The 21,240-nt window shown below is 63.6% G+C and carries 20 protein-coding genes; 11 read left to right on the plus strand and 9 right to left on the minus strand.

All coding sequences use genetic code 11. The features are described 5' to 3' along the window. Positions 1-50: 50 nt before the first annotated feature. From VOM14_RS19385 to VOM14_RS19400, 4 genes are read right to left on the minus strand one after another with little or no spacing between them, the layout of a single operon-like run. Positions 51-824, minus strand: a complete 774-nt coding sequence (locus VOM14_RS19385) for a PqiC family protein (protein ID WP_327630356.1) — start codon at positions 822-824, stop codon at positions 51-53. Continuing rightward, positions 821-2,479: a PqiB family protein gene (locus tag VOM14_RS19390; RefSeq protein ID WP_327630357.1), complete on the minus strand. Its 1,659-nt coding sequence runs from the start codon at positions 2,477-2,479 to the stop codon at positions 821-823. The genes VOM14_RS19385 and VOM14_RS19390 overlap by 4 nt, the downstream gene beginning before the upstream one ends. Continuing rightward, complete coding sequence (locus VOM14_RS19395; protein WP_327630358.1) at positions 2,472-3,122, minus strand: paraquat-inducible protein A; 651 nt, start codon at positions 3,120-3,122, stop codon at positions 2,472-2,474. Before VOM14_RS19395 ends, VOM14_RS19390 begins: the two co-directional genes overlap by 8 nt. A gap of 8 nt (positions 3,123-3,130) precedes the next feature. Then, positions 3,131-3,898 carry a paraquat-inducible protein A gene (locus VOM14_RS19400; RefSeq protein ID WP_327630359.1) on the minus strand — a complete coding sequence of 256 codons (768 nt, stop codon included), beginning with the start codon at positions 3,896-3,898 and terminating at the stop codon, positions 3,131-3,133. A 368-nt stretch (positions 3,899-4,266) separates the two neighbouring features. Between VOM14_RS19400 and VOM14_RS19405 the strand changes: the two genes are divergently transcribed. The 4 genes from VOM14_RS19405 (at position 4,267) to VOM14_RS19420 (ending at position 7,573) form a co-directional block, all read left to right on the plus strand. Beyond that, positions 4,267-4,827 (plus strand): cytochrome b, encoded by a 561-nt coding sequence (locus VOM14_RS19405; protein WP_327630360.1) that lies wholly within the window; start codon positions 4,267-4,269, stop codon positions 4,825-4,827. Positions 4,828-4,835: 8 nt separating this feature from the next. After that, a complete protein-coding gene (locus VOM14_RS19410; RefSeq protein ID WP_327630361.1) occupies positions 4,836-5,399 on the plus strand; it encodes a YceI family protein in 564 nt (187 codons plus the stop codon). Between the two features lie 63 nt (positions 5,400-5,462). Continuing rightward, the gene (locus VOM14_RS19415; RefSeq protein WP_327630532.1) at positions 5,463-6,029 is read left to right on the plus strand and encodes a YceI family protein; all 567 of its coding nucleotides are present in this window, start codon (positions 5,463-5,465) and stop codon (positions 6,027-6,029) included. A 266-nt stretch (positions 6,030-6,295) separates the two neighbouring features. Then, positions 6,296-7,573: an MFS transporter gene (locus tag VOM14_RS19420; RefSeq protein ID WP_327630362.1), complete on the plus strand. Its 1,278-nt coding sequence runs from the start codon at positions 6,296-6,298 to the stop codon at positions 7,571-7,573. Between the two features lie 97 nt (positions 7,574-7,670). Here VOM14_RS19420 and secF read toward each other — a convergent pair whose 3' ends face one another. From secF to queA, 5 genes are all read right to left on the minus strand, one after another. After that, positions 7,671-8,621, minus strand: a complete 951-nt coding sequence (secF, locus tag VOM14_RS19425) for a protein translocase subunit SecF (protein WP_327630363.1) — start codon at positions 8,619-8,621, stop codon at positions 7,671-7,673. Between the two features lie 18 nt (positions 8,622-8,639). Then, a complete protein-coding gene (gene secD, locus VOM14_RS19430) occupies positions 8,640-10,700 on the minus strand; it encodes a protein translocase subunit SecD (protein WP_327630364.1) in 2,061 nt (686 codons plus the stop codon). Positions 10,701-10,855: 155 nt separating this feature from the next. Then, positions 10,856-11,185, minus strand: coding sequence for a preprotein translocase subunit YajC (gene yajC, locus VOM14_RS19435; protein WP_013587151.1), 330 nt, complete (start codon positions 11,183-11,185; stop codon positions 10,856-10,858). A gap of 198 nt (positions 11,186-11,383) precedes the next feature. Beyond that, complete coding sequence (gene tgt, locus VOM14_RS19440; RefSeq protein WP_327630365.1) at positions 11,384-12,574, minus strand: tRNA guanosine(34) transglycosylase Tgt; 1,191 nt, start codon at positions 12,572-12,574, stop codon at positions 11,384-11,386. Between the two features lie 162 nt (positions 12,575-12,736). Continuing rightward, positions 12,737-13,795, minus strand: a complete 1,059-nt coding sequence (gene queA, locus VOM14_RS19445) for a tRNA preQ1(34) S-adenosylmethionine ribosyltransferase-isomerase QueA (RefSeq protein ID WP_327630366.1) — start codon at positions 13,793-13,795, stop codon at positions 12,737-12,739. A 170-nt stretch (positions 13,796-13,965) separates the two neighbouring features. On the opposite strand from queA, the gene recG reads away from it, so the two are divergent. The 7 genes from recG (at position 13,966) to ubiA (ending at position 21,195) form a co-directional block, all read left to right on the plus strand. After that, positions 13,966-16,284 (plus strand): ATP-dependent DNA helicase RecG, encoded by a 2,319-nt coding sequence (recG, locus tag VOM14_RS19450; RefSeq protein ID WP_327630367.1) that lies wholly within the window; start codon positions 13,966-13,968, stop codon positions 16,282-16,284. A gap of 124 nt (positions 16,285-16,408) precedes the next feature. Then, positions 16,409-17,368, plus strand: coding sequence for a LysR substrate-binding domain-containing protein (locus VOM14_RS19455; protein ID WP_327630368.1), 960 nt, complete (start codon positions 16,409-16,411; stop codon positions 17,366-17,368). 127 nt (positions 17,369-17,495) lie between these two features. Continuing rightward, the gene (locus tag VOM14_RS19460; RefSeq protein ID WP_327630369.1) at positions 17,496-17,648 is read left to right on the plus strand and encodes a hypothetical protein; all 153 of its coding nucleotides are present in this window, start codon (positions 17,496-17,498) and stop codon (positions 17,646-17,648) included. Between the two features lie 131 nt (positions 17,649-17,779). Continuing rightward, entirely contained in the window at positions 17,780-19,234 is a 1,455-nt protein-coding gene (locus VOM14_RS19465; RefSeq protein ID WP_327630370.1) for a catalase, read from the plus strand. A gap of 74 nt (positions 19,235-19,308) precedes the next feature. Continuing rightward, positions 19,309-19,470 (plus strand): hypothetical protein, encoded by a 162-nt coding sequence (locus VOM14_RS19470; RefSeq protein ID WP_327630542.1) that lies wholly within the window; start codon positions 19,309-19,311, stop codon positions 19,468-19,470. Positions 19,471-19,620: 150 nt separating this feature from the next. Further along, complete coding sequence (locus VOM14_RS19475) at positions 19,621-20,109, plus strand: Dps family protein (protein ID WP_327630371.1); 489 nt, start codon at positions 19,621-19,623, stop codon at positions 20,107-20,109. A gap of 222 nt (positions 20,110-20,331) precedes the next feature. Then, the gene (gene ubiA, locus VOM14_RS19480) at positions 20,332-21,195 is read left to right on the plus strand and encodes a 4-hydroxybenzoate octaprenyltransferase (RefSeq protein ID WP_327630372.1); all 864 of its coding nucleotides are present in this window, start codon (positions 20,332-20,334) and stop codon (positions 21,193-21,195) included. Positions 21,196-21,240: the final 45 nt, after the last annotated feature.

The following is a 21,240-nucleotide window of genomic DNA, read 5'->3' on the forward strand; positions in this document are numbered from 1 at the left end:
AAAAGAAAAGGCCAAAAAAACCTCCACTGCCGCAGTCAAAAAACCACCAACTAGCTAGCAGAAGAATCCACAGAAGGACAAGCCGGCACACTAACCCGCACCGCACCTTTCCCCTTCTGTGAAGCAGACCCAGAAGACCCAGCAGTACCAGCAGTACCAGCAGTACCAGCAGTACCAGCAGCGCCAACACTCAAAGCCATGGCCTGCAACGCCCCCCCCACCTGCATGGAAATCCGCTGCAACGCCCGCCGATGCCCGTCGACGAGCGAATCATACCCAGCCCCGACCTGCTCGCTCACCACACTCCGGCACGTCATCACCGCACTACTGCGCACAGCCCTCACACTCCACACCGCATCGATAAGCGCATGCGATCCCGGCCACGATTCGAATCGCTGCACATTCATGCTGACCCGATACACCGGCGTCGTGTCCGAATAGGCCGTGCCATACACATCGATCGTATTGAGCTGCTGCGTGAGATTCGTCGATAACGCTCGCCGCAACTCGTCTCCCGGCAACGACGCCCAGCGCTCCTCTTCGAGCACTTTCACCTGCGTCGGTCCCGTTTGCACGACCAACTGGGTCTTGGCCACTTGCGGCGGCACGTCGATCGGCGCGACCTCGATCAGCCATGCCGGCGCTGTCGCCGTACGCACGCTCGACGCGGCGGCCGTTGCCCCGCCGCCGACATCGCCCAGCGTGTAGAACCGGCTGGCCGGCGACGAACATGCGGCGAGCGCGAACGCTCCGGCGATCGCTCCGGCATGGACAGCGCCGCGCGCGAGAGCGCGCGGCAGGCGGGGAAGTCGGGCAAACGTCATGGTTTATCTCCTGCTTTACCGCGCAACAACGATTCCGGATGGCGCTCCAGATAATCCGACAACGCATTGAGCGACTGCAACGTGCGCGTCAATTCCTGCAACGCCTGATGCACGTCCGACTGCAACGGCGAGTCCTGCTGCAACGTCGCCTCGGCCGACCCGAAGGTCTGCTTCGCCGCCGCGAGCGTGTCGCGGGCTTGCGGCACGACTTCCTTGTCCAGACGCGTGAAGAGTTGATCGGCGTTCTTCAGCGCGGTGTTCAGGTTGTTGCCGATCTGATCGAACGGCACCTTGTCGAGCTTCTTCGCAATGTCGGCGACCTGAAGCTGCAACTCGTCGAGCGTGTTCGGAATGGTCGGCAATTCGAGCGGATCGCTCGCGACGTCGACATTGGCCGGCGGCGCCTTCGGGAAGATATCGAGCGCCACGTACAGCTGACTCGTGATCAGGTTGCCCGTGCGCAACTGGCCGCGCAGCCCATGCCTGACGAGCTGTTGCAACAGTTGCTGACCGGCGAGGCTGCCCGGCGTCGGCGCGGTTTCGCGGAACCGCTTGCCGAGGCGGTCGGGATACACGTTCATGGTCACAGGCATTGTGAAGCTGCGCGTTTTCGGGTCGTAGTCGATGCCGATGTTTGTCACCTGGCCGAGCACGATGCCGCGGAAATCGACCGGCGCGCCGACCGACAGCCCGCGCAGCGACTGGTTAAAGTTCATCACGACGCGCAGCGGCACGCCGTCCGGCTCGCGCATGGCGTCGCCTTCGTCGGCGGCGAGGCGGAATGTCATGTTGTTCGGCGCCTGCGCGCCCACGCCCTGGCCCGGTGGCGACTGGAACGACAATCCGCCGACGATCACCGTCGCGAGCGATTGCGTGTTCAGCTTGAAGCCGCTCGAATCGAGCCGCAAATCGACGCCGCTCGCATGCCACCAGCGCGAATTCGTGCCGACGTACTGATCGAACGGCGCGGAGACGAACACCTGCATCGTGACGCCGGTGCCGTCCTTGTCGAGCGAGAAGCCGACCACTTGGCCGACCTGCACGCGGCGATAGAAAATCGGCGAGCCGATGTCGATCGAGCCGAGCGAGTCGCCGTGCAGAATGAACTGATGGCCTTTCTGGTCGCCAGTAATGGGCGGCGGCGTTTCGAGGCCGACGAAGTTCTTCTCGGTATCCGTCGAATGGCCGGCGTCCGCGCCGATATACGCGCCGGACAGCAGCGTGGTGAGCCCGGACACGCCGCTCGCGCCCACGCGCGGCCGCACGACCCAGAAGCGCGAATCCTTGACCGCGAAGTCTTCGCCTTCCTTGGTCAACTGCACCTGAACCAGCACGTGCGACAGGTCTTTCGACAGCGTGATGGTCTTCACCGCGCCGACGTCCACGTCCTTGTATTTCACCTTCGTCTTGCCGGGCTCGAGCCCTTCCGCGCTGATGAAACTGATCGTGATGGTCGGGCCTCTTTCCGTCACCGACTTGATGACCAGCGCAATGCCGATCAGCGCGGCGATCAGCGGAATCACCCAGACGAGCGACGGCAGCCAGCGGCTGCGCGGCTCGATGTCGGGGTCGGGCAGTTGAGGCGGCAGCTTCGGTCCGTTCGAATCGTTGCGCGGCGCATCGGAGGCGGGCGTCGGTCCTGGCGGGCTAGTCATGTTCGAGGTCCTGAGGTTTTTGGGTGCTGCTGTCCACGTCTTCCCAGATGAGCCGTGGATCGAATTGCATGGAGGCCAGCATGGTCAGGATCACCACCGAGCCGAACGCAATCGCGCCCGGTCCGGCCGTGATCACGGCAAGCGACTTGAAGCGCACCAGCGCGACGGTCAACGTGACGACGAACACGTCGAGCATCGACCAGCGGCCGATCCGCTCGACCATCCGGTAGAGCGTCGTGCGTTGCTGCGGACGCCAGCGCGAGCCGCGCTGCACGGTGATGGTGAGCAGCGCGAGCACGCTCAGCTTCAACATCGGCACCATGATGCTGGCGATGAACACGATCATCGCGAGCGGCCAGTCGCCGGAGGTCCAGAAGTACACGACGCCGCTCATGATGGTGTCGTCCTCCGAACCGAGCAGCGACGCCGTGTGCATGACCGGCAGCAAATTCGCCGGAATATACAGCAAGGCCGCGGCGATCAGCAGCGCCCACGTGCGCATCAGGCTGTCGGGATTGCGCGAGTGCAGGCGCGCGCCGCACCGTCCGCAGTGTTGCGGCGTGATCGAGCGGATGCGCGGTTCGACGCGTCCGCACGCGTGGCAGGCGACCAGTCCTGCGCGTTTTGCGGTGACGTATTTCATGGCGCGCGTCATCCTCGATGCGGCGCCGACGGCGCGCCGGGGTTCGGGCGTGAGTCGCCGCCGGGTTCGTCGTCGGCTTGCAGGGTGGGCGGAGGGGGCGGACCCGCCATCGAACCGACGACGGCCGCCGCGCTGTCGGCGGATGTGCGCGGCAGCGGCCGCTGGCTGCGGGCGCCGAGTTCGTCGGCGAGATCCCACAGAATGCGCGGATCGAACGTGACGACGACGGCGAACATCAGCGTCAACGCGCCGAACGCGAACAGCGCCGCCTCGGGAATCACGCGCGCGAGACTCACCATCTTCACGATGGTGATCAGCACGCCGAGCATGAACACTTCGATCATGCCCCACGGACGCACGAACTGGATTGCGCGCAACACGCGGTTAAAGCCGCCCGGCACATAACCCGCGCGCAGCGGAACCAGCACATACAGCAAGGCGACGAGTTCGGTGAGCGGAAAGAGAATGGTCGAGCAGAACACCATGACGGCGACGATCTGCATGTCCTCGTTCCACAACGCGATGAGCGCGCCGAACAGCGTGGTCTGCGAGGTAATGCCGTTGGTTTCGAGTTCGACGATAGGAAAGCCCTGCGCGATCAGAAATGTGATCAGCGCGGCGAGCGTCATCGCGCAGATGCCATCGAGCTTGCGGGACATGCCGCTGTAGAGCGTCGCGCCGCATCGCGGACAGCGCGCGAACTTGCGCCCGACAAGCCGGGGCTTGCGAAACAGCGTGTCGCACTCATGGCACGCGATCAGGTTGTCATGTTCCATACGGCAGCGGGCCAACGAAATAAAAGTAAGCGTGCAATGCCGACGATGGCAGATGTGTCAAAAATCGTGCAGCAATAGTACCAAAAGGCATTGCAGCGCCGCGTGGACTGGCGCGGGGAGCGGTCATGCACGGCCCGCGTGTGAAAGTGTGACAGCGTCGGTCCCTAATTGTTCACCTCGGCGAGCGTCGCTTGCCTTTCGGTAAATTTGGCCTCGTCACAGCCAGCTTTTTCCGCTTCGGGTAGCATGGCGGCCTGGCGCGTCCTGAAGCCCGTTACGCCTTGTCCGTCCCACGATGTGCATGACATCGGCGCGGAATAGCCGGGCGTGTTGCGCCGTTAACCTTTCTGAGCAAGCGTTGACCTGTCATGGCACTTAATCCTTCATTCGGTGGCCGGGAGTCGTACACGCGGACGGCCATCACCTTTCATTGGCTGATCGCATTGCTGATCGTTTGCGGCTTCGCGCTCGGCTGGGTGATGACCGACATTCCGGGCTTCACGCCGACCAAGCTGCGCTATTTCTCGTGGCACAAATGGATCGGCGTGACGGTGTTCGCGCTGGCGGTCCTGCGTGTTTTCTGGCGCGCGACGCACGGCGCGCCCGCCATGCCGCGCCGCATGGCCGCGTGGCAGCGCGGCGCCGCGCATTTCGTGCATGTGCTGCTCTATCTGTTGATGATCGCGATTCCCGTCTCCGGCTATCTGTATAGCTCGGCGGCGAATGTGCCGGTCGTCTATCTCGGGCTGATTCCGCTGCCGCGTCTGATTGCGCCGGACCCGCATCTGAAGGAGTTGCTCAAGAATGTGCATATCGTGCTGAATTACACCTTGCTGGTGATGGTCGCGGTGCACGTCGCGGCGGCGCTCAAGCACCAGTGGCTGGACCGCGACGGCCTGCTGTCGCGCATGCTTCCCTTCCTCAAATAAGGACAACCATGAAGGTTTCGTTTTATCGCTACATGCTCGCGGCTTTTGCCGCTGCCTCGCTGACCGCGGCCGGCGGCGCGCTGGCCCAGGTCGACAGCGCGAAGAGTTCGGTGACGGCCACCTCGAAACAGATGAACGTGCCCGTGGAAGGCAAGTTCGGCAAATTCACCGCGCAGGTCAGGTTCGATCCGGCCAAACCCGCCGAAGGCAGCGCGCAGTTGAGCATCGACGTCGCGAGCTACGATCTCGGCGACGAAAGCTATAACGATCAGGTGCGCGGCAAGGAATGGTTCGACGCGAAAACCTATCCGAGCGCGACGTTCGTCTCCAGTGCGATCGCGCCGGCCGGCGGCAACCAGTTCAAGGTGACGGGCAAGCTGACCATCAAGGGCAAATCGCAGACGGTCGTGGTTCCGGTCACCGTCACGCAGCAGGGCGCCATGCAAACGTTCGACGGCTCGCTGCCGATCAAGCGCTCGCAATTCGACATCGGCACGGGCGAGTGGAAAGACACCTCGGTCGTTGCCGACGACGTCGTCATCAAATTTCATATCGTCGCCGCCCATCAATAAGCGCGCGCTGCGAGGTTGCGCGCAGCCGTTTTTCCTGACTCGGAGCAAGAATTGAAGACATCCATCCTGATCGCCGCCGGCGCGCTGGCTTCCTGTGTTTCGCTCGGCGCATTCGCCGCCGACACCTATCAACTCGACCCGACTCACACCTATCCGAGTTTCGAGGCGGACCACTTCGGCGGTCTGTCGGTGTGGCGCGGCAAGTTCACCAAAAGCTCGGGCACCGTCACGCTCGACCGCGCGGCGAAAACAGGTACCGTTGAAGTGAACGTCGATCCCGCGTCCATCACCACGGGCAACAGCAAGCTCGACGATCATCTGAAAACCGCCGAGTTTTTCGATGTCGCCCGGTTTTCCACCGTGACATACAAAGGCACCGACATCAAATTCGATGGCGACAAGCCCTCGGAAGTGGTCGGCAGCCTGACGATGCACGGCGTGACGAAGCCGCTGAACCTGAAAGTGGAGTCGTTCAAGTGCATGCAGCACCCGGTGCTCAAGCGCGAAGTGTGCGGCGTGGAGGCGAGCGCGCATTTCAGTCGCGCGGATTACGGCATGGATTTCGGCAGCAAATACGGCTTTAACATGGACACCAAACTGCACATTCAGGCTGAAGGCATCAAGCAATAAATGCGCATGTGAGCGCGCGTTCGGTGCGCGCATCCAAACGCCGCCGCTGCAATGCAGCAAAAGAACCGCTTCGTTCGCGCTGTCGACGAAGCGGTTTTTTCATGGCGACGCTGGCGCGCAATTTGCCGCTCGCGCCGCTTTATTTTTTCGGGTACATAGAGCGCTGGGGTCGCGTTGGTTGCGCGCGCATCCAACGCGGCGAGGCCCGGCCACAACGAAGGTCTCGCGCCTGCATCGACAAATTGTCGCGCGAAATGGAGATCTGCATGAACGCAACGACAGCAGCAAGCCTTGCGGGAAGCCGGGGGGATTCGTGGCGGGCGGTGATCGCCGCGTCGATCGGCAACGCGCTGGAGTGGTTCGATCTGGTGGTCTACGGTTTTTTCGCGGTGGTGATCGCGAAGCTGTTTTTCCCGGCCGGCAACGACACGGTCTCGCTGCTGCTGACGCTCGGCACGTTCGGCGTGTCGTTCTTCATGCGGCCGCTCGGCGCGATCGTGATCGGCGCCTACGCGGACCGCGCGGGGCGCAAGGCGGCGCTCACGCTCTCCATCCTGTTGATGATGGGCGGCACCTTGATCATCGCGGTGTTGCCGACTTATCAGCGCATCGGCCTCGCGGCGCCGGTGATTCTCGTGGTCGCGCGTTTGATGCAGGGTTTCTCGGCGGGCGGGGAATTCGGCAGTGCCACTGCTTTTCTTGCGGAGCACGTGCCGGGGCGACGCGGCTTTTTCGCGAGCTGGCAGGTCGCGAGCCAAGGGCTGACCACGTTGCTCGCGGCGGGCTTCGGCGTGCTGCTGACGGGCAATCTGACGCCGGAGCAGATGACGTCATGGGGATGGCGCGTGCCGTTCTTTTTCGGGCTCCTGATTGGGCCGGTTGCCTGGTACATCCGTACGAAGCTCGACGAAACGCCCGAGTTTCTCGCCGCCGAAACCACGACGACGCCGCTGCGCGATACCTTCGCGAGCCAGAAGCTGCGGCTCGTGATCGCGATCGGCGCCGTGGTGCTCGGCACCGTGTCCACCTATCTCGTGCTGTTCATGCCGACCTTCGGCGTGAAGCAACTGGGGCTCGCGCCTTCGGTCGCGTTCTCGGCCATTGCGCTGACCGGTGTGATCCAGATGGTGTTCGCACCGCTGGTCGGCCATCTGTCGGACCGGCACGGGCGCACCACGATCATGCTGATCTCGGCGCTGCTGCTGCTCGTGCTGATCTATCCGGCGTTCGCCTATCTCGTCGCGCATCCGACCTTCGGCACGCTGATCGCGCTGCAAGTCGTACTCGGTTTTCTGATGACCGGCTATTTCGGCGCGCTGCCCGGCCTGCTTTCGGAGATGTTTCCGGTGCAAACGCGCACGACCGGCATGTCGCTCGCCTATAACATTGCGGTGACGGTGTTCGGCGGCTTTGGGCCGTTCATCATCGCGTGGCTGATCGGCGCGACCGGTTCGAAGACCGCTCCGAGTTACTACCTGATTTTCGCCGCGCTGCTGAGCATTGCGGCGCTGATTGCGGCGCGACGCAAACTGGGTTTCCGGTAAGGCGCGAAAGTCACGACGAAAACGCAAAAGGCCGGTTCGCGATGAACCGGCCTCTTGCTTTGCAACGACTGACTGCGGCTTGCCTGACCTTAAAGCATCAGACTTGCGCGCCCGCGTTCGGATCGTTCGGATCGGTGCGTTCCTTCTTGTCCTTCAGCAGATCTTCGCGCTTCACGCCGAACCACATGGCGAGCGCCGCGGCGACGAACACCGACGAGTAGATGCCGAACAGAATGCCGACCGTCAGCGCCAGAGCGAAGTAATGCAGTGTCGGGCCGCCGAACAGGAACATCGACAGCACCATCATCTGCGTACAGCCGTGCGTGATGATGGTTCGCGACATGGTGCTCGTGATCGCGTGGTTGATGACCTGGATCACCGTCATCTTGCGTTCGCGGCGGAAGGTTTCGCGAATCCGGTCGAAGATCACCACCGATTCGTTCACCGAATAGCCGAGCACCGCGAGCACGGCGGCCAGCACCGACAGCGAGAACTCCCACTGGAAGAACGCGAAGAAGCCGAGAATGATCACGACGTCGTGCAAGTTCGCGATCACGCCGGCCACCGCGTACTTCCATTCGAAGCGGAACGACAGATAGATCACGATGCCGACCACCACGCACGCGAGCGCGAGGAGGCCGTCGGTGGCGAGTTCCTTGCCGACCTGCGGGCCGACGAACTCGACGCGCTGCAACTGCACCTGCGGCGTGTCGGACTTCAGCGCGCTCATCACCTGGTCGCTCTGCTGCGCGGACGTGAGGCCGTGCTTGAGCGGCAGACGGATCAGCACGTCGCGCGAGGTGCCGAAGTTCTGCACCTGCGCGTCGGCATAACCGAGCTTGTTGAGCGTGCCACGCACCGGGTCGAGCGGCGCGGCGCCCGGATACTGCACTTCGATCACGGTGCCGCCGGTGAACTCCACCGACAGATGCAGCCCGCGATGCACGAGAAAGAACACGGCGGCGAGGAACGTCAGCAGCGAGATTGCGTTGAAGATCAACGCACGCTGCATGAACGGAACGTCTTTACGAAAGCGGAAAAATTCCATGGTCTTGTTCTCCGGGACTCAGCGGGATGAACCCGGTTTCTGCGGCGAGCTGGGCGTGCCCGGCGCATTGCGGCGGCGCACGGTCGGTTTGCCCGCGCGCGGCTGCGCGCCGGCGGCCGGCGCTTTCGGCTTGGCGGCGGCCGCGCTTGCCGCGCGCATGGCCTGCGCGGTGTCGGTTGCGGCGTCGTCGTTACCGAGATAGGCCGCGGAGCCCGCGGCCGCCGTTTCCGGACGCCACACCTGGCCGATGGCCAGCGACTTCAGCTTCTTCTTGCCGCCGTACCAGAAGTTGACGATGCCGCGCGAGAAGAACACGGCCGAGAACATCGACGTGAGAATGCCGATACAGTGAACCATTGCGAAGCCGCGCACCGGGCCCGAGCCGAATGCGAGCAGGGCGAGGCCGGCGATCAGCGTGGTCACGTTCGAGTCGAGAATCGTGGCCCATGCATGGTCGTAGCCGTTCTGGATGGCGAGTTGCGGCGGCGCGCCGTTGCGCAGTTCTTCACGCACGCGCTCGTTGATCAGCACGTTCGAGTCGATCGCCATGCCGAGCGCGAGCGCGATAGCCGCGATGCCCGGCAACGTGAGCGTGGCTTGCAGCATCGACAGAACCGCGATCAGCAGGAGCAGGTTCACGGACAGGCCGATCACCGAGACCACGCCGAACAGCATGTAGTACGCGATCATGAAGACGGCAATGGCCGCGAAGCCCCACACGACCGAGTGGAAGCCCTTCTTGATGTTGTCGGCGCCGAGGCTCGGGCCGATGGTGCGTTCCTCGATGATGTCCATCGGTGCGGCGAGCGAACCGGCGCGCAGCAGCAGCGCGAGGTCGGCGGCGGCTTGCGGCGTGGGCTGGCCCGTGATCTGGAAGCGATCGCCCAGTTCCGACTGGATGGTCGCCACCGTCAGCACTTCGCCCTTGTTCTTCTCGAACAGCACCATGGCCATCGGTTTGCCGATGTTGTCGCGCGAAACACTGCGCACCGCGCGGCCGCCGGCCGAGTCGAGGCGAATGTTGACGGACGGCCGTTGATGTTCGTCGAAGCCCGCCGACGCGTCGATAATCCGGTCGCCCGTGAAAATGATCTGCTTTCGCAGCAGCACCGGCGTCTGGTTGCCTTGCGTGAACAGTTCGTCGCCCGGCGGCACCGGATCGGACGGATTCGGATGCGTGTTGACCGGATCGGCGAGGCGCGCTTCGAGCGTCGCCGTGCGGCCGATGATGTCCTTCGCCTTCGCCGTGTCCTGCACGCCCGGCAACTCGACCACGATGCGGTCGGCGCCCTGTTGCTGGATCACCGGCTCGGCCACGCCGAGTTCGTTCACGCGGTTATGCAGCGTGGTGATGTTCTGCTTGAGCGCGGCGTCCTGCACGGTTTTCTGCACCGTCGGCGTGAACGTGCCGACGAGCTGCACGGAGCCGTCCGGGCCGGTCTGCGACGCCCATTGCAATTCGGCGATGCTGCGGCTCAGTTGCTTCGACGCCGCGTCCGCCGTGGCCTGATCGGCGAAATTGATCACCACCGTCTGGTTCACGCGGTTCACGCCGCCGTCGCGAATATTGTTGTCGCGCAGGAGCGTGCGGGCGTCGGACGCGTCGGAGTCGAGCTTCTTGTTCAGCGCGCCCGCCATGTCGACCTGCAACAGGAAGTGCACGCCGCCGCGCAAGTCGAGACCGAGGTACATGGGCAGCGCGTGCAAGGCGGTCAGCCAGCGCGGCGAAGCACTTTGCAGATTCAGCGCGACGACGAACTGCGGGTCCGTCGGGTCGCTGTTCAGCGACTTCTGCAGCAGGTCTTTCACGCGCAATTGCGTGTCGGTGTCGAGCAGGCGCACGCGGATGTTCGCGTTGGTCGACGAGTTGTCGAACGTGACGTCTTCGGGCTTGATCTGACTGGCTGCGAGGGCGGCTTCGACTGCCGACAGCGTGGTCGAGTCGAGCTTGACCGTTGCCTTGCCGCTCGACACCTGCACCGCCGGCGCTTCGCCGAACAGATTGGGCAGCGTGTACACGAGGCCGATGACGAGAGCCACCAGCATCACGGCATATTTCCAGAGGGGGTAACGATTCATGAGTAGTCCAACGGGAGGTTGGCTTGAAAGCGATGCGCCCGGCGATGCGCGCGGACGATCTGGCAGTCTGGCGGTCCGGCGGTCCTATGCAGCTTGCCGGGTCGTCCGGCCGCTGGACCGCCTGCGAGGCCGCGCCGGACGCGGGAGAGCAGGCCTTACAGCGACTTGATCGTGCCCTTCGGGAGAATCGTCGTGACCGACGCTTTCTGCACGGTGATTTCCGTGCCTTCCGAGATTTCGACGCCGACGTAAGCTTCGCCCACCTTGGTCACCTTGCCGACGATGCCGCCATTCGTCACCACTTCATCGCCCTTGGCCATTGCGGCGAGCATGTTGCGATGTTCCTTCTGGCGCTTCATTTGCGGGCGAATCATGATGAAGTACAGCACGCCGAACATCAGAATCAGCGGCAGGAAGCTCATCAGATTCGACTCAACGCCACCTGCTGCGGTGCCTTGGGCGAAGGCATTGGAAATGAACGACACGTTGGTCTCTCCGTTATAGATCAAATCAATCAAAAAAATCAGCCGGTTATTCTACCACCGGCGTGGCGCGCGTCGGCGCGGGGAATCGGCTTTGCGATCAATCGTTTAAAGCCGTTTCCTGCTTTTGGCGAAAGTTAATTGTAAGGTTTTCTGCAAGGGTCTGACGGATTCTTCCGTGCAATCCGACAGTGCGTGAACTCATGGCGCCTCGTCCACGCCGCGCGCGCGGTTCTCGTGAAAGCGTTTGCGAAACGGCTCGAACATTTTCGCGTCGATCGCGTCGCGCATTTCCTGCATGAGTTCGAGGTAATAGTGCAGGTTGTGAATCGTATTCAGCTGCGCGCCGAGAATTTCCCCCACGCGATGCAGATGATGGAGATAGCCACGAGTGAAATTTCGGCAGGTATAGCAGCCGCATTGCTCATCGAGCGGGCGCAGCGAATTCTTGTGCGTGGCGTTGCGGATCTTGATGTCGCCAAAACGCGTGAAGAGCCAGCCGTTGCGCGCGTTGCGCGTGGGCATCACGCAGTCGAACATGTCGACGCCGGCCGCGACGCCCGCCACCAGATCTTCCGGCGTGCCGACGCCCATCAGATAGTGCGGCTTGTTGGCCGGCAGCTTCGGGCCGATGTGGTTCAGCACGCGCATCATGTCTTCTTTCGGCTCGCCGACCGAGAGGCCGCCGATTGCGAGACCGTGAAAGTCCTTCTCCGCGAGACCCGCGAGCGACTCGTCGCGCAGGTCCTCGAACATGCCGCCCTGAACGATGCCGAAGAGCGCGTTGGGATTGCCGAGCCGCTGGAATTCGTCGATCGAGCGCTGCGCCCAGCGCATCGACATGCGCATGGAGTCGGCTGCTTCCTGGTGCGAGGTCGGTACGTTGTTGGTCGCGTACGGCGTGCATTCGTCGAACTGCATGACGATGTCCGAGTTCAGCACTTTCTGGATCTGCATCGACACTTCCGGTGACAGGAACAGCTTGTCGCCATTGATCGGCGACGCGAACGTCACGCCGTCTTCAGTGATCTTGCGCAGGTCGCCGAGCGAGAACACCTGGAAGCCGCCGGAGTCGGTCAGGATCGGCTTTTTCCAGCCCATGAAGCCGTGCAGGCCGCCGTGCGCTCCGATGGCTTCGAGCCCCGGGCGCAGCCACAGGTGAAACGTGTTGCCGAGAATGATCTGCGCGTGCATTTCCTCCAGCTCGCGCGGCTGCACGGCTTTCACCGTGCCGTAGGTGCCGACCGGCATGAAGATCGGCGTTTCCACCACGCCGTGATTCAGCTTGACGCGCCCGCGGCGCGCCTGGCCGTCGGTGCCGAGCAGTTCGAATTCGAGGCCGTTGGCGGGGCGCTCGTGAGCGGATTGTTGCAATTGATGACCGATGGTCATTGAGATAACTCCTGTGCTACCGGAAATGCCTTGCATGGAACCGGAGTAGTCGCTAAAGCGCCAACTCCGGATCGACACGTCCGGCGCGAATGACGAAACGCCGTCGCAGTATGTCAGCGCGGCGGCTTGAGGAACTACGAAAGCAAGAAGCGTTGTGTCAGATCAACCATCGAGCCGCGTCAGCAGCATCGCATCGCCGTAACTGAAAAACCGGTAACGCTCGTCGATCGCGTGACGATAGGCCGCGCGAATCGTCTCCACGCCCGCGAACGCCGACACCAGCATCAGCAACGTGGACTTCGGCAAATGGAAGTTGGTCACGAGCCGGTCGACCACGCGGAACCGGTAGCCCGGCGTAATGAAAATATCGGTTTCGGTGCTGGCGGCGGCGAGCGGACGGCCGGCGGCTTCGGCGTCGCGCGCGGCGGCTTCGAGCGCGCGCATCGACGTGGTGCCCACCGCGATCACGCGATTGCCGCGCGCTTTGGTCGCCGCGATCCTGTCGGCGAGCGATTGCGGCAGGTGATACCACTCGCTGTGCATCTTGTGTTCGGCGAGGTTCTCGACGCGCACCGGCTGGAACGTGCCCGCGCCGACGTGCAGCGTGAGCGTCGCGCGTTCCACGCCGCGGGCGTCGAGTTGCGCGAACAGCGCGTCGTCGAAATGCAGGCCCGCCGTGGGCGCCGCGACCGCGCCGGGATTTTGCGCGTACACGGTTTGATAGCGGGTTTCGTCGATCGAGTCGGGATCGTGCTCGATATACGGCGGCAGCGGCAAGCGCCCGAACTGCTCGATGAGCGTGAGACAGTCGTCCGGAAAATGCAGCGTGTAGAACGGCTCGACGCGCTCGCCGACGGTTACGTCGAACGCGTCGGCCAGACGGATCGTGGTGCCCGGTTGCGGGCTCTTGCTCGCGCGGATCTGCGCGAGCGCCGTGCGCTCGCCGGTGAGGCGCTCCACCAGCACCTCGATCTTGCCGCCACTGGCCTTCTGGCCGAGGAAGCGCGCCTTCAGGACTTTGGTATCGTTGAAGACCAGCAGATCGCCGGGCGCGACGCACGCGGGCAATTCGGCGAAGCGCCGGTCGATCAGACGCGCGGCGCCGTGGGCACCGGCCGTGTTGTCCACCTCGAGCAGACGGCTGGCGCTGCGCTCGGGCAGCGCGACTTGCGCGATCAGCTCGGGCGGCAGATCGAAATCGAAATCGGAAAGCGTAAACATGCGAACGACTGGAAGCGAATTGAGACTGAATTGAGCCGAAGCCGGAGCCGGGCGGCTATGATTGCGGGACGCCGCGGCGGCCCGCGGGTCCGCGCGCGCACCCGCACCCACCTTGAAGCGGCGCACCCGTCGATACTTTTGAAGCCGATATTGTACTTGCGAAGCAGCCCATGCCTTTGTCCGACCGCCGATTGCCTTCCGCCACCGACGATGTGAGCGCCGAAACCGCGCCCCGCGTCGCGCAAGGCGGCGCGGCGGCGCAACGCGGGCGGCCCGCGCGGGCCGGGGAGCAAGCGGACGCGGCGCTCGATCAGTCGCCGGATGCGGCGCGGAATTCCGCAACCACAAAGGGGAGCGCGAAGTCCTCCGCCACGGCGTCCTCTCAACCTGCCGCGAAATCCGGCGCAAAGCCAGCCGCAAAAGCGGCCGCCAAACCCGCCGACAAGCTCGCCAAGCTCGGCCTCACGCGCGACATCGACCTTGTGCTGCATCTGCCGATGCGCTACGAAGACGAAACCTCGCTCACGCCGATCGGCGAGTTGCTGCCCGGCGGCATCTCGCAAACCGAGGGCCTCGTGTTCGACAACGAGATCGCCTATCGGCCGCGCCGTCAGCTGCTCGTGAAATTGCGCGACGACGCCGGCAACGAACTCGTGCTGCGCTTTCTGAACTTCTACGGCTCGCAGGTCAAGCAGATGGCGATCGGCGCGCGCTTGCGCGTGCGCGGCGACGTGCGCGGCGGTTTCTTCGGCATGGAAATGGTGCATCCGGCGGTGCGCGTCGTCGACGAAGACACGCCGCTGCCGCAGGCCCTCACGCCGGTCTATCCGAGCACCGCGGGCGTGACGCAGGCGTATCTGCGCAAATCGATCGACAACGCGTTGTCGCGCGCGTCGTTGCCCGAATTGCTGCCGGAGCCGGTCGCGCGCGAATGGATGCAGCCGCTCGGCGTGCCGCCGCTGATGGAAGCGGTGCGCACGCTGCATCATCCGGGCGCGCAGTCGGATGAAACCGCGCTGATCGACGGCACGCATCCCGCGTGGGTGCGCATCAAGTTCGAGGAATTGCTCGCGCAGCAGATGTCGCTCAAGCGCGCGCACGAAGAGCGCCGCACGCGCGCCGCGCCCGCCATGCCGCGCCGCAAGCTCGGCGACGAAGCCGCGCTCGTTGCGCGTTTGCTGAAGGCACTGCCGTTTTCGCTGACGAAGGCGCAGGAGCGCGTCGGCGGTGAAATCGCGCTCGATCTCACGCAGCCGCATCCGATGCAGCGGCTGTTGCAGGGCGACGTCGGCAGCGGCAAGACGATCGTGGCGGCGCTGGCCGCCGCGCAGGCTATCGACGCCGGCTACCAGGCCGCGCTGATGGCGCCGACCGAAATCCTCGCCGAGCAGCACGCGCGCAAGCTGCGCGGCTGGCTGGAGCCGCTCGGCGTGAGCGTCGCGTGGCTCGCGGGCAGTCTGAAGGCGAAGGAAAAGCGCGCCGCGATCGAAGCCGCGGCGCTCGGCACCGCGCAACTCGTGATCGGCACGCACGCGATCATTCAGGACGCGGTCGAGTTTGCGCGCCTCGGGCTCGTGATCGTCGACGAACAGCACCGCTTCGGCGTCGCGCAACGGCTCGCGCTGCGCGCCAAGGCGCAGAACGCCGCCGACGGCGCGCGCGATTTCCAGCCGCATCAACTGATGATGTCGGCCACGCCGATTCCGCGCACGCTCGCCATGACGTATTACGCGGACCTCGACGTATCGACCATCGACGAATTGCCGCCGGGCCGCACGCCGATCCTGACCAGGCTCGTGTCCGACGCGCGCCGCGAGGAGGTGATCGGCCGGGTGCGCGAGGCGGCGCTCACGGGGCGTCAGGTGTACTGGGTCTGTCCGCTGATCGAGGAAAGCGAGACGCTGCAATTGCAGACCGCGGTCGAGACCTACGAGACGCTCGTCGCGGCGCTGCCCGAGCTGAACGTCGGACTCGTGCACGGTCGCCTCGCGCCGGCTGAAAAGGCCGCCGTAATGGACGCGTTCACCCGCAACGAGGTGCAGTTGCTGGTCGCGACCACGGTGATCGAAGTGGGCGTCGACGTGCCCAACGCGTCGCTGATGGTGATCGAGCACGCCGAGCGCTTCGGCCTCGCGCAATTGCATCAGTTGCGCGGGCGCGTGGGGCGCGGCAGCGCGGCGTCGGTGTGCGTGCTGCTCTACACCGGACCGCTCTCCATGACGGCGCGCGCGCGCTTGCAGACCATGCGCGAGACCACCGACGGCTTCGAAATCGCGCGCAGGGATCTGGAAATTCGCGGTCCGGGCGAGTTCCTCGGCGCGCGTCAGTCCGGCGCGGCGATGCTGAGATTCGCCGACCTGCAAAACGACCAGTACCTGATCGAGCCCGCGCGCGAAGCGGCCGCGGCGCTGCTCGAAAAATATCCCGAGGTCGTCACGCAGCATCTGGCGCGTTGGCTCGGCGCGCGCGAGCACTATCTGAAGGCGTGAGCATTTGCAAAGCCCGCGAAGCGCACAGACTTCGCGGCGCTCGCCGACACCAAAAAGTTGGCGAACCGACCCTATGGGTGTATAACTAGAACCTATCGAACTCACTGCCCTGATTGGTCCCCCAATGACGCTCACCGAACTGAAGTACATCGTCGCCGTGGCCCGCGAGCGGCATTTCGGCCGGGCCGCCGAAGCGTGCTTCGTCAGCCAGCCGACGTTGTCGGTGGCCATCAAGAAGCTCGAGGACGAGCTGAATGTGCAGATTTTCGAGCGCGGCACGAGCGAAGTGAGCGTCACGCCGATCGGCGAGCAGATCGTCACGCAAGCTCAGCGCGTGCTTGAGCAAACGCTCGCCATCAAGGAAATCGCCAAGCAGGGCAAAGATCCGCTCGTCGGGCCGCTGCGCCTCGGCGTGATCTATACGATCGGACCGTATCTGCTGCCCACGCTCGTCAAGCAGATGATCAAGCGCGTTCCGCAGATGCCGTTGATGCTGCAGGAAAACTACACGCTCAAGCTGATCGAGTTGCTGAAGCAAGGCGAGATCGACGTCGCCATCATGGCGCTGCCGTTTCCGGAAACCGGTCTGATGCTGCGCCCGCTCTATGACGAGCCGTTCGTCGTCGCGTTGCCGTCGGGCCATGCGTGGGAAAACCGCCAGAAAATCGACGCGGACGACCTCAAGCAGGAAACCATGCTGCTGCTCGGCAGCGGCCACTGCTTCCGCGATCACGTGCTGGGCGTGTGCCCGGAACTGATGCGTTTTTCGCAGAACGCCGACGGCATCCAGAAGACGTTCGAAGGGTCGTCGCTGGAAACCATCCGGCACATGGTGGCGAGCGGCGTCGGCATTACGGTGTTGCCGCGTATGTCGGTGCACGAGGTGAAGCCGCATGCGGGCGGCATCGATTCGGGACTGCTGTCGTACGTCGCATTCGACGAACCCGTGCCGGATCGCCGCGTCGTGCTGGCGTGGCGCAAGAGTTTTACGCGGATGCCCGCCATCGACGCAATCTGCGACGCAATCAGCGCCTGCGATCTGCCCGGCGTGAAGAAGCTGGATTTGCCCGTTGCCGTGAACTGAACGGCACAATGAGGCGCGCGTCCGGTGCGCCTCTATCGAATAGATTAAATATATCAACCGCAATTATTCGATAGTCTTGATATAGTTTTCTCCATGGATCGCCCGATCCACCAGCCCGGAGGACATCATGACCCAACCGAACTTGCAGCACACTCAGACGTTCGCCGCCGAACCCGCCGGCGCGCCCGCGGCCGCGCGGGAAGCCAGCATCGCGACGGCCATGCTCGGCATGCGCACGGTCGCATTTTCGATGCTGGTCGATCGGGCCTTGTCGGCCTGACCGCGCGACACAAACTGTTCACTGATCTGTCCACACAAGCTGTCCCAACAAGCTGTCCCAACAAGCTTCTGGCATTGACTTGCCGCGCTTCTCCCACAATCCGTTTCAGCGAAACCATTCAGGAGTCACGCATGTCCGAACGTAAGCTCACCAATGCCGCCGGCGCGCCCGTTGCCGACAACCAGAATTCGGCGACCGCCGGCGTGCGCGGCCCCGTCGTCCTGCAAGACGTGTGGCTGCTCGAAAAGCTCGCTCACTTCGACCGCGAAGTGATTCCGGAGCGCCGCGTTCACGCCAAAGGTTCGGGCGCTTTCGGCACGCTCAAGGTCACGCACGACATCTCGCGCTACACGAAGGCGAAAGTGTTCGCACAAGTTGGCAAGGAAACGCCGCTCTTCATGCGTTTTTCGACGGTGGCGGGCGAGCGCGGCGCGGCCGACGCCGAACGCGACGTGCGCGGCTTCTCGATCAAGTTCTACACGGAAGAAGGCAACTGGGACGTCGTGGGCAACAACACGCCGGTGTTTTTCATCCGCGATCCGTTGAAGTTTCCGGACTTCATCCACACGCAAAAGCGCGACCCGTACACGAACCTGCGCAACAACATCGCCGCGTGGGATTTCTGGACGCGTCATCCTGAGTCGATGCATCAAGTCACGATTCTGATGAGCGATCGCGGCATTCCGAGAAATTACCGTCAGATGCACGGCTTCGGCTCGCACACGTACTCGTTCATCAACGCGAACAACGAGCGCTTCTGGGTGAAATTCCATTTCAAGTCGCAGCAAGGCATTGAAAATTTCACCGATGCCGAATCGGCCGACGTGATCGCGCGCGACCGCGAGAGCGCTCAGCGCGATCTGGTTGGCAACATCGACTCGGGCAATTTCCCGAAGTGGCGCTTCGCGATTCAGGTCATGCCGGAAGCGGAAGCCGCGGCCTATCGCTTCAATCCGTTCGACATCACGAAAGTGTGGTCGCAGAAAGACTATCCGCTGATCGACGTGGGCACGATCGAGTTGAACCGCAACGCGGCCAATTATTTCGCGGACGTCGAGCAGGCGGCGTTCACGCCGGCGAATGTGGTGCCGGGCATCGGCTTCTCGCCGGACCGCCTGTTGCAAGGCCGTTTGTTCTCGTACGGCGACACGCAGCGCTATCGCCTCGGCATCAATCACCATCAGATTCCGGTGAACGCGCCGCGCGTGCCGAGCCCGCATGCGTTCCATCGCGACGGCGCGATGCGCACGGACGGCAACCTCGGCGGCAACGTGAACTATGAGCCGAACCGTTTCGGCGACTTTGCGCAGGACGCCAATGCGTCGGAGCCGGCGCTCGCGGCGGGTGCGGTCGATCGCTACGACCATCGCGCGGACGACGACTACTACACGCAGCCGGGCATGCTGTTTGCCCTCTTCGACGCGGCGCAGCGCGAGCGTCTGTTCGGCAACATCGCGCGTCATATCAACGGCGTGCCGCAGGACATCGTCGCGCGGGCGATCGAGCATTTCGGCCGCATCGATCCGGCGTACGCGCAAGGCGTGAGCGCCGCGATCGCGAAACTCGCCGAAGGCAGCAAGAAGTAAGCAGCAAGGCAGAGCGGGGCGCGTGGGCGTCCCGCGAGTGCCGATACGAACCAGGGAGCACATCGATGATCGGCATGATGAAAGCCACCGCAAGCCGCTCGCGGAACACACGCCGCGAGCATCGCGCGCAACACGAGCATGCGCAGAGGATGCAGAAAGCCGTGGGTTTCGCGATCGTCACGAGCGGCCTCGCGGTGATCGCCGCGCAAGCGCTGCAGCATGCGTTGGGCGGCTGAAGCGCGCGGGCGTGGCGCCTCGTGATGACCATGCGCCGCGCAAGCATTTCGCCGTTCTAAGATAAACTGTCGAGCGCTTGTTGTGCCGGGTTTGTCCTTCGCAGGCCGTTGCTTTGCCACCGGTTCGTATCACTCTTTCAAGGAGTCGTCATGGCCAAAAAAGAAGCTGTACAGCACGTCAATATCGGAATCAGCGACAAGGATCGCAAGAAGATCGCGGAAGGTCTGTCGCGTTTGCTCGCGGACACCTACACGCTGTATCTGAAGACCCATAATTTCCACTGGAACGTGACGGGTCCGATGTTCAACACGCTGCATCTGATGTTCGAAACGCAATACAACGAACTGGCGCTCGCCGTCGATTCGATCGCTGAACGGATTCGCGCGCTGGGCGTGCATGCACCGGGCAGCTACAAGGATTTCGCGAAGCTCTCGTCCATTCCGGAAGCCGACGGCGTGCCGTCCGCGGAAGACATGATCCGTCAGCTGGTGGAGGGTCAGGAAGCCGTGGTGCGCACCGCGCGCGCCATTTTCCCGTCCACGGAAGCCGCCAACGACGAGCCGACCGCCGACCTGCTGACGCAGCGCATGCAGACGCACGAAAAGACCGCGTGGATGTTGCGCTCGATGCTGGCCTGATTGCTGGCCTGATCGCCGGCCTGATCCCGCGCGGAGCAGGTTGAAACAGAATCGGCCGGATGCAACCGGATATGGAAAAGCCTCCCATGCGCGGGAGGCTTTTTTTCATGGCGCGTTCTTGCACGCGCTTCCCGCCTCGACCGGCGCGCGCACGTGAGGCCGGCGGCATCCCGTAAAATAACGACGCGCCTTTGCATTCCACTCGCCTTCACTGAGTCCGCCATGTTCGCCCGACTTCCTCTGTATCTGCGCCTCGTGCGTATGGACAAGCCTATTGGCAGCCTGTTGCTGCTGTGGCCGACGCTCAACGCGCTGTGGATTGCGTCCGACGGTCATCCGTCCTGGCCGCTGCTCGTGATCTTCGCGGTCGGCACGGTGCTGATGCGCTCGGCGGGCTGCGCGATCAACGACTACGCGGATCGCGATTTCGACCGCTACGTGAAGCGCACCGAGAATCGGCCGATCACCTCGGGCAAGATCAAGGCATGGGAAGCGGTGGCGCTCGCGGCGGGTTTGTCTCTGCTGGCCTTTCTGCTGATCCTGCCTCTGAACGCGCTGACCAAGGAGCTTTCGGTGGCGGCGCTGTTTGTCGCGGGTTCGTATCCGTTCACCAAGCGCTTCTTCGCGATTCCGCAGGCGTATCTCGGCATTGCGTTCGGCTTCGGCATTCCGATGGCGTTCGCGGCCGTGCAAAACCACGTGCCGATGCTCGCATGGGTGATGCTGCTCGCCAACGTGTTCTGGTCGGTCGCGTACGACACCGAATACGCGATGGTCGATCGCGACGACGACATCAAGATCGGCATTCGCACGTCGGCGCTGACGTTTGGCCGCTTCGACGTGGTCGCGATCATGCTCTGCTATGCGGTGACGCTCGGCATCTACGTGGGCATCGGCGTGATGCTCGGCTTCGGCGTGCTGTACTGGCTGGGATGGGCGGCCGCCGTGGGCTGCGCGATCTATCACTACGCGCTGATTCGCAACCGCGAGCGGATGGCCTGCTTCGCGGCGTTCCGCCATAACAACTGGCTGGGCGGCGCGTTGTTCGTCGGCATTGCCGCGCATTATGCAGCGGCTTTGTTCTGATTTTGTTTTTGCCGTAGGCGCGGGCCGGGTTGAATAAAAGCTTCG

It is taken from the genome of Paraburkholderia sp. MPAMCS5, from assembly GCF_036016995.1.
Taxonomy (GTDB): domain Bacteria; phylum Pseudomonadota; class Gammaproteobacteria; order Burkholderiales; family Burkholderiaceae; genus Paraburkholderia.

Bases quoted from the DNA above. Each gene is read 5' to 3' on its own strand.
- VOM14_RS19385 (WP_327630356.1), bottom strand. From the start codon at position 824: ATGACGTTTGCCCGACTTCCCCGCCTGCCGCGCGCTCTCGCGCGCGGC.
- VOM14_RS19390 (WP_327630357.1), bottom strand. From the start codon at position 2,479: ATGACTAGCCCGCCAGGACCGACGCCCGCCTCCGATGCGCCGCGCAAC.
- VOM14_RS19395 (WP_327630358.1), bottom strand. From the start codon at position 3,122: ATGAAATACGTCACCGCAAAACGCGCAGGACTGGTCGCCTGCCACGCG.
- VOM14_RS19400 (WP_327630359.1), bottom strand. From the start codon at position 3,898: ATGGAACATGACAACCTGATCGCGTGCCATGAGTGCGACACGCTGTTT.
- VOM14_RS19405 (WP_327630360.1), top strand. From the start codon at position 4,267: ATGGCACTTAATCCTTCATTCGGTGGCCGGGAGTCGTACACGCGGACG.
- VOM14_RS19410 (WP_327630361.1), top strand. From the start codon at position 4,836: ATGAAGGTTTCGTTTTATCGCTACATGCTCGCGGCTTTTGCCGCTGCC.
- VOM14_RS19420 (WP_327630362.1), top strand. From the start codon at position 6,296: ATGAACGCAACGACAGCAGCAAGCCTTGCGGGAAGCCGGGGGGATTCG.
- secF (WP_327630363.1), bottom strand. From the start codon at position 8,621: ATGGAATTTTTCCGCTTTCGTAAAGACGTTCCGTTCATGCAGCGTGCG.
- secD (WP_327630364.1), bottom strand. From the start codon at position 10,700: ATGAATCGTTACCCCCTCTGGAAATATGCCGTGATGCTGGTGGCTCTC.
- tgt (WP_327630365.1), bottom strand. From the start codon at position 12,574: ATGACCATCGGTCATCAATTGCAACAATCCGCTCACGAGCGCCCCGCC.
- queA (WP_327630366.1), bottom strand. From the start codon at position 13,795: ATGTTTACGCTTTCCGATTTCGATTTCGATCTGCCGCCCGAGCTGATC.
- recG (WP_327630367.1), top strand. From the start codon at position 13,966: ATGCCTTTGTCCGACCGCCGATTGCCTTCCGCCACCGACGATGTGAGC.
- VOM14_RS19455 (WP_327630368.1), top strand. From the start codon at position 16,409: ATGACGCTCACCGAACTGAAGTACATCGTCGCCGTGGCCCGCGAGCGG.
- VOM14_RS19460 (WP_327630369.1), top strand. From the start codon at position 17,496: ATGACCCAACCGAACTTGCAGCACACTCAGACGTTCGCCGCCGAACCC.
- VOM14_RS19465 (WP_327630370.1), top strand. From the start codon at position 17,780: ATGTCCGAACGTAAGCTCACCAATGCCGCCGGCGCGCCCGTTGCCGAC.
- VOM14_RS19470 (WP_327630542.1), top strand. From the start codon at position 19,309: ATGATGAAAGCCACCGCAAGCCGCTCGCGGAACACACGCCGCGAGCAT.
- VOM14_RS19475 (WP_327630371.1), top strand. From the start codon at position 19,621: ATGGCCAAAAAAGAAGCTGTACAGCACGTCAATATCGGAATCAGCGAC.
- ubiA (WP_327630372.1), top strand. From the start codon at position 20,332: ATGTTCGCCCGACTTCCTCTGTATCTGCGCCTCGTGCGTATGGACAAG.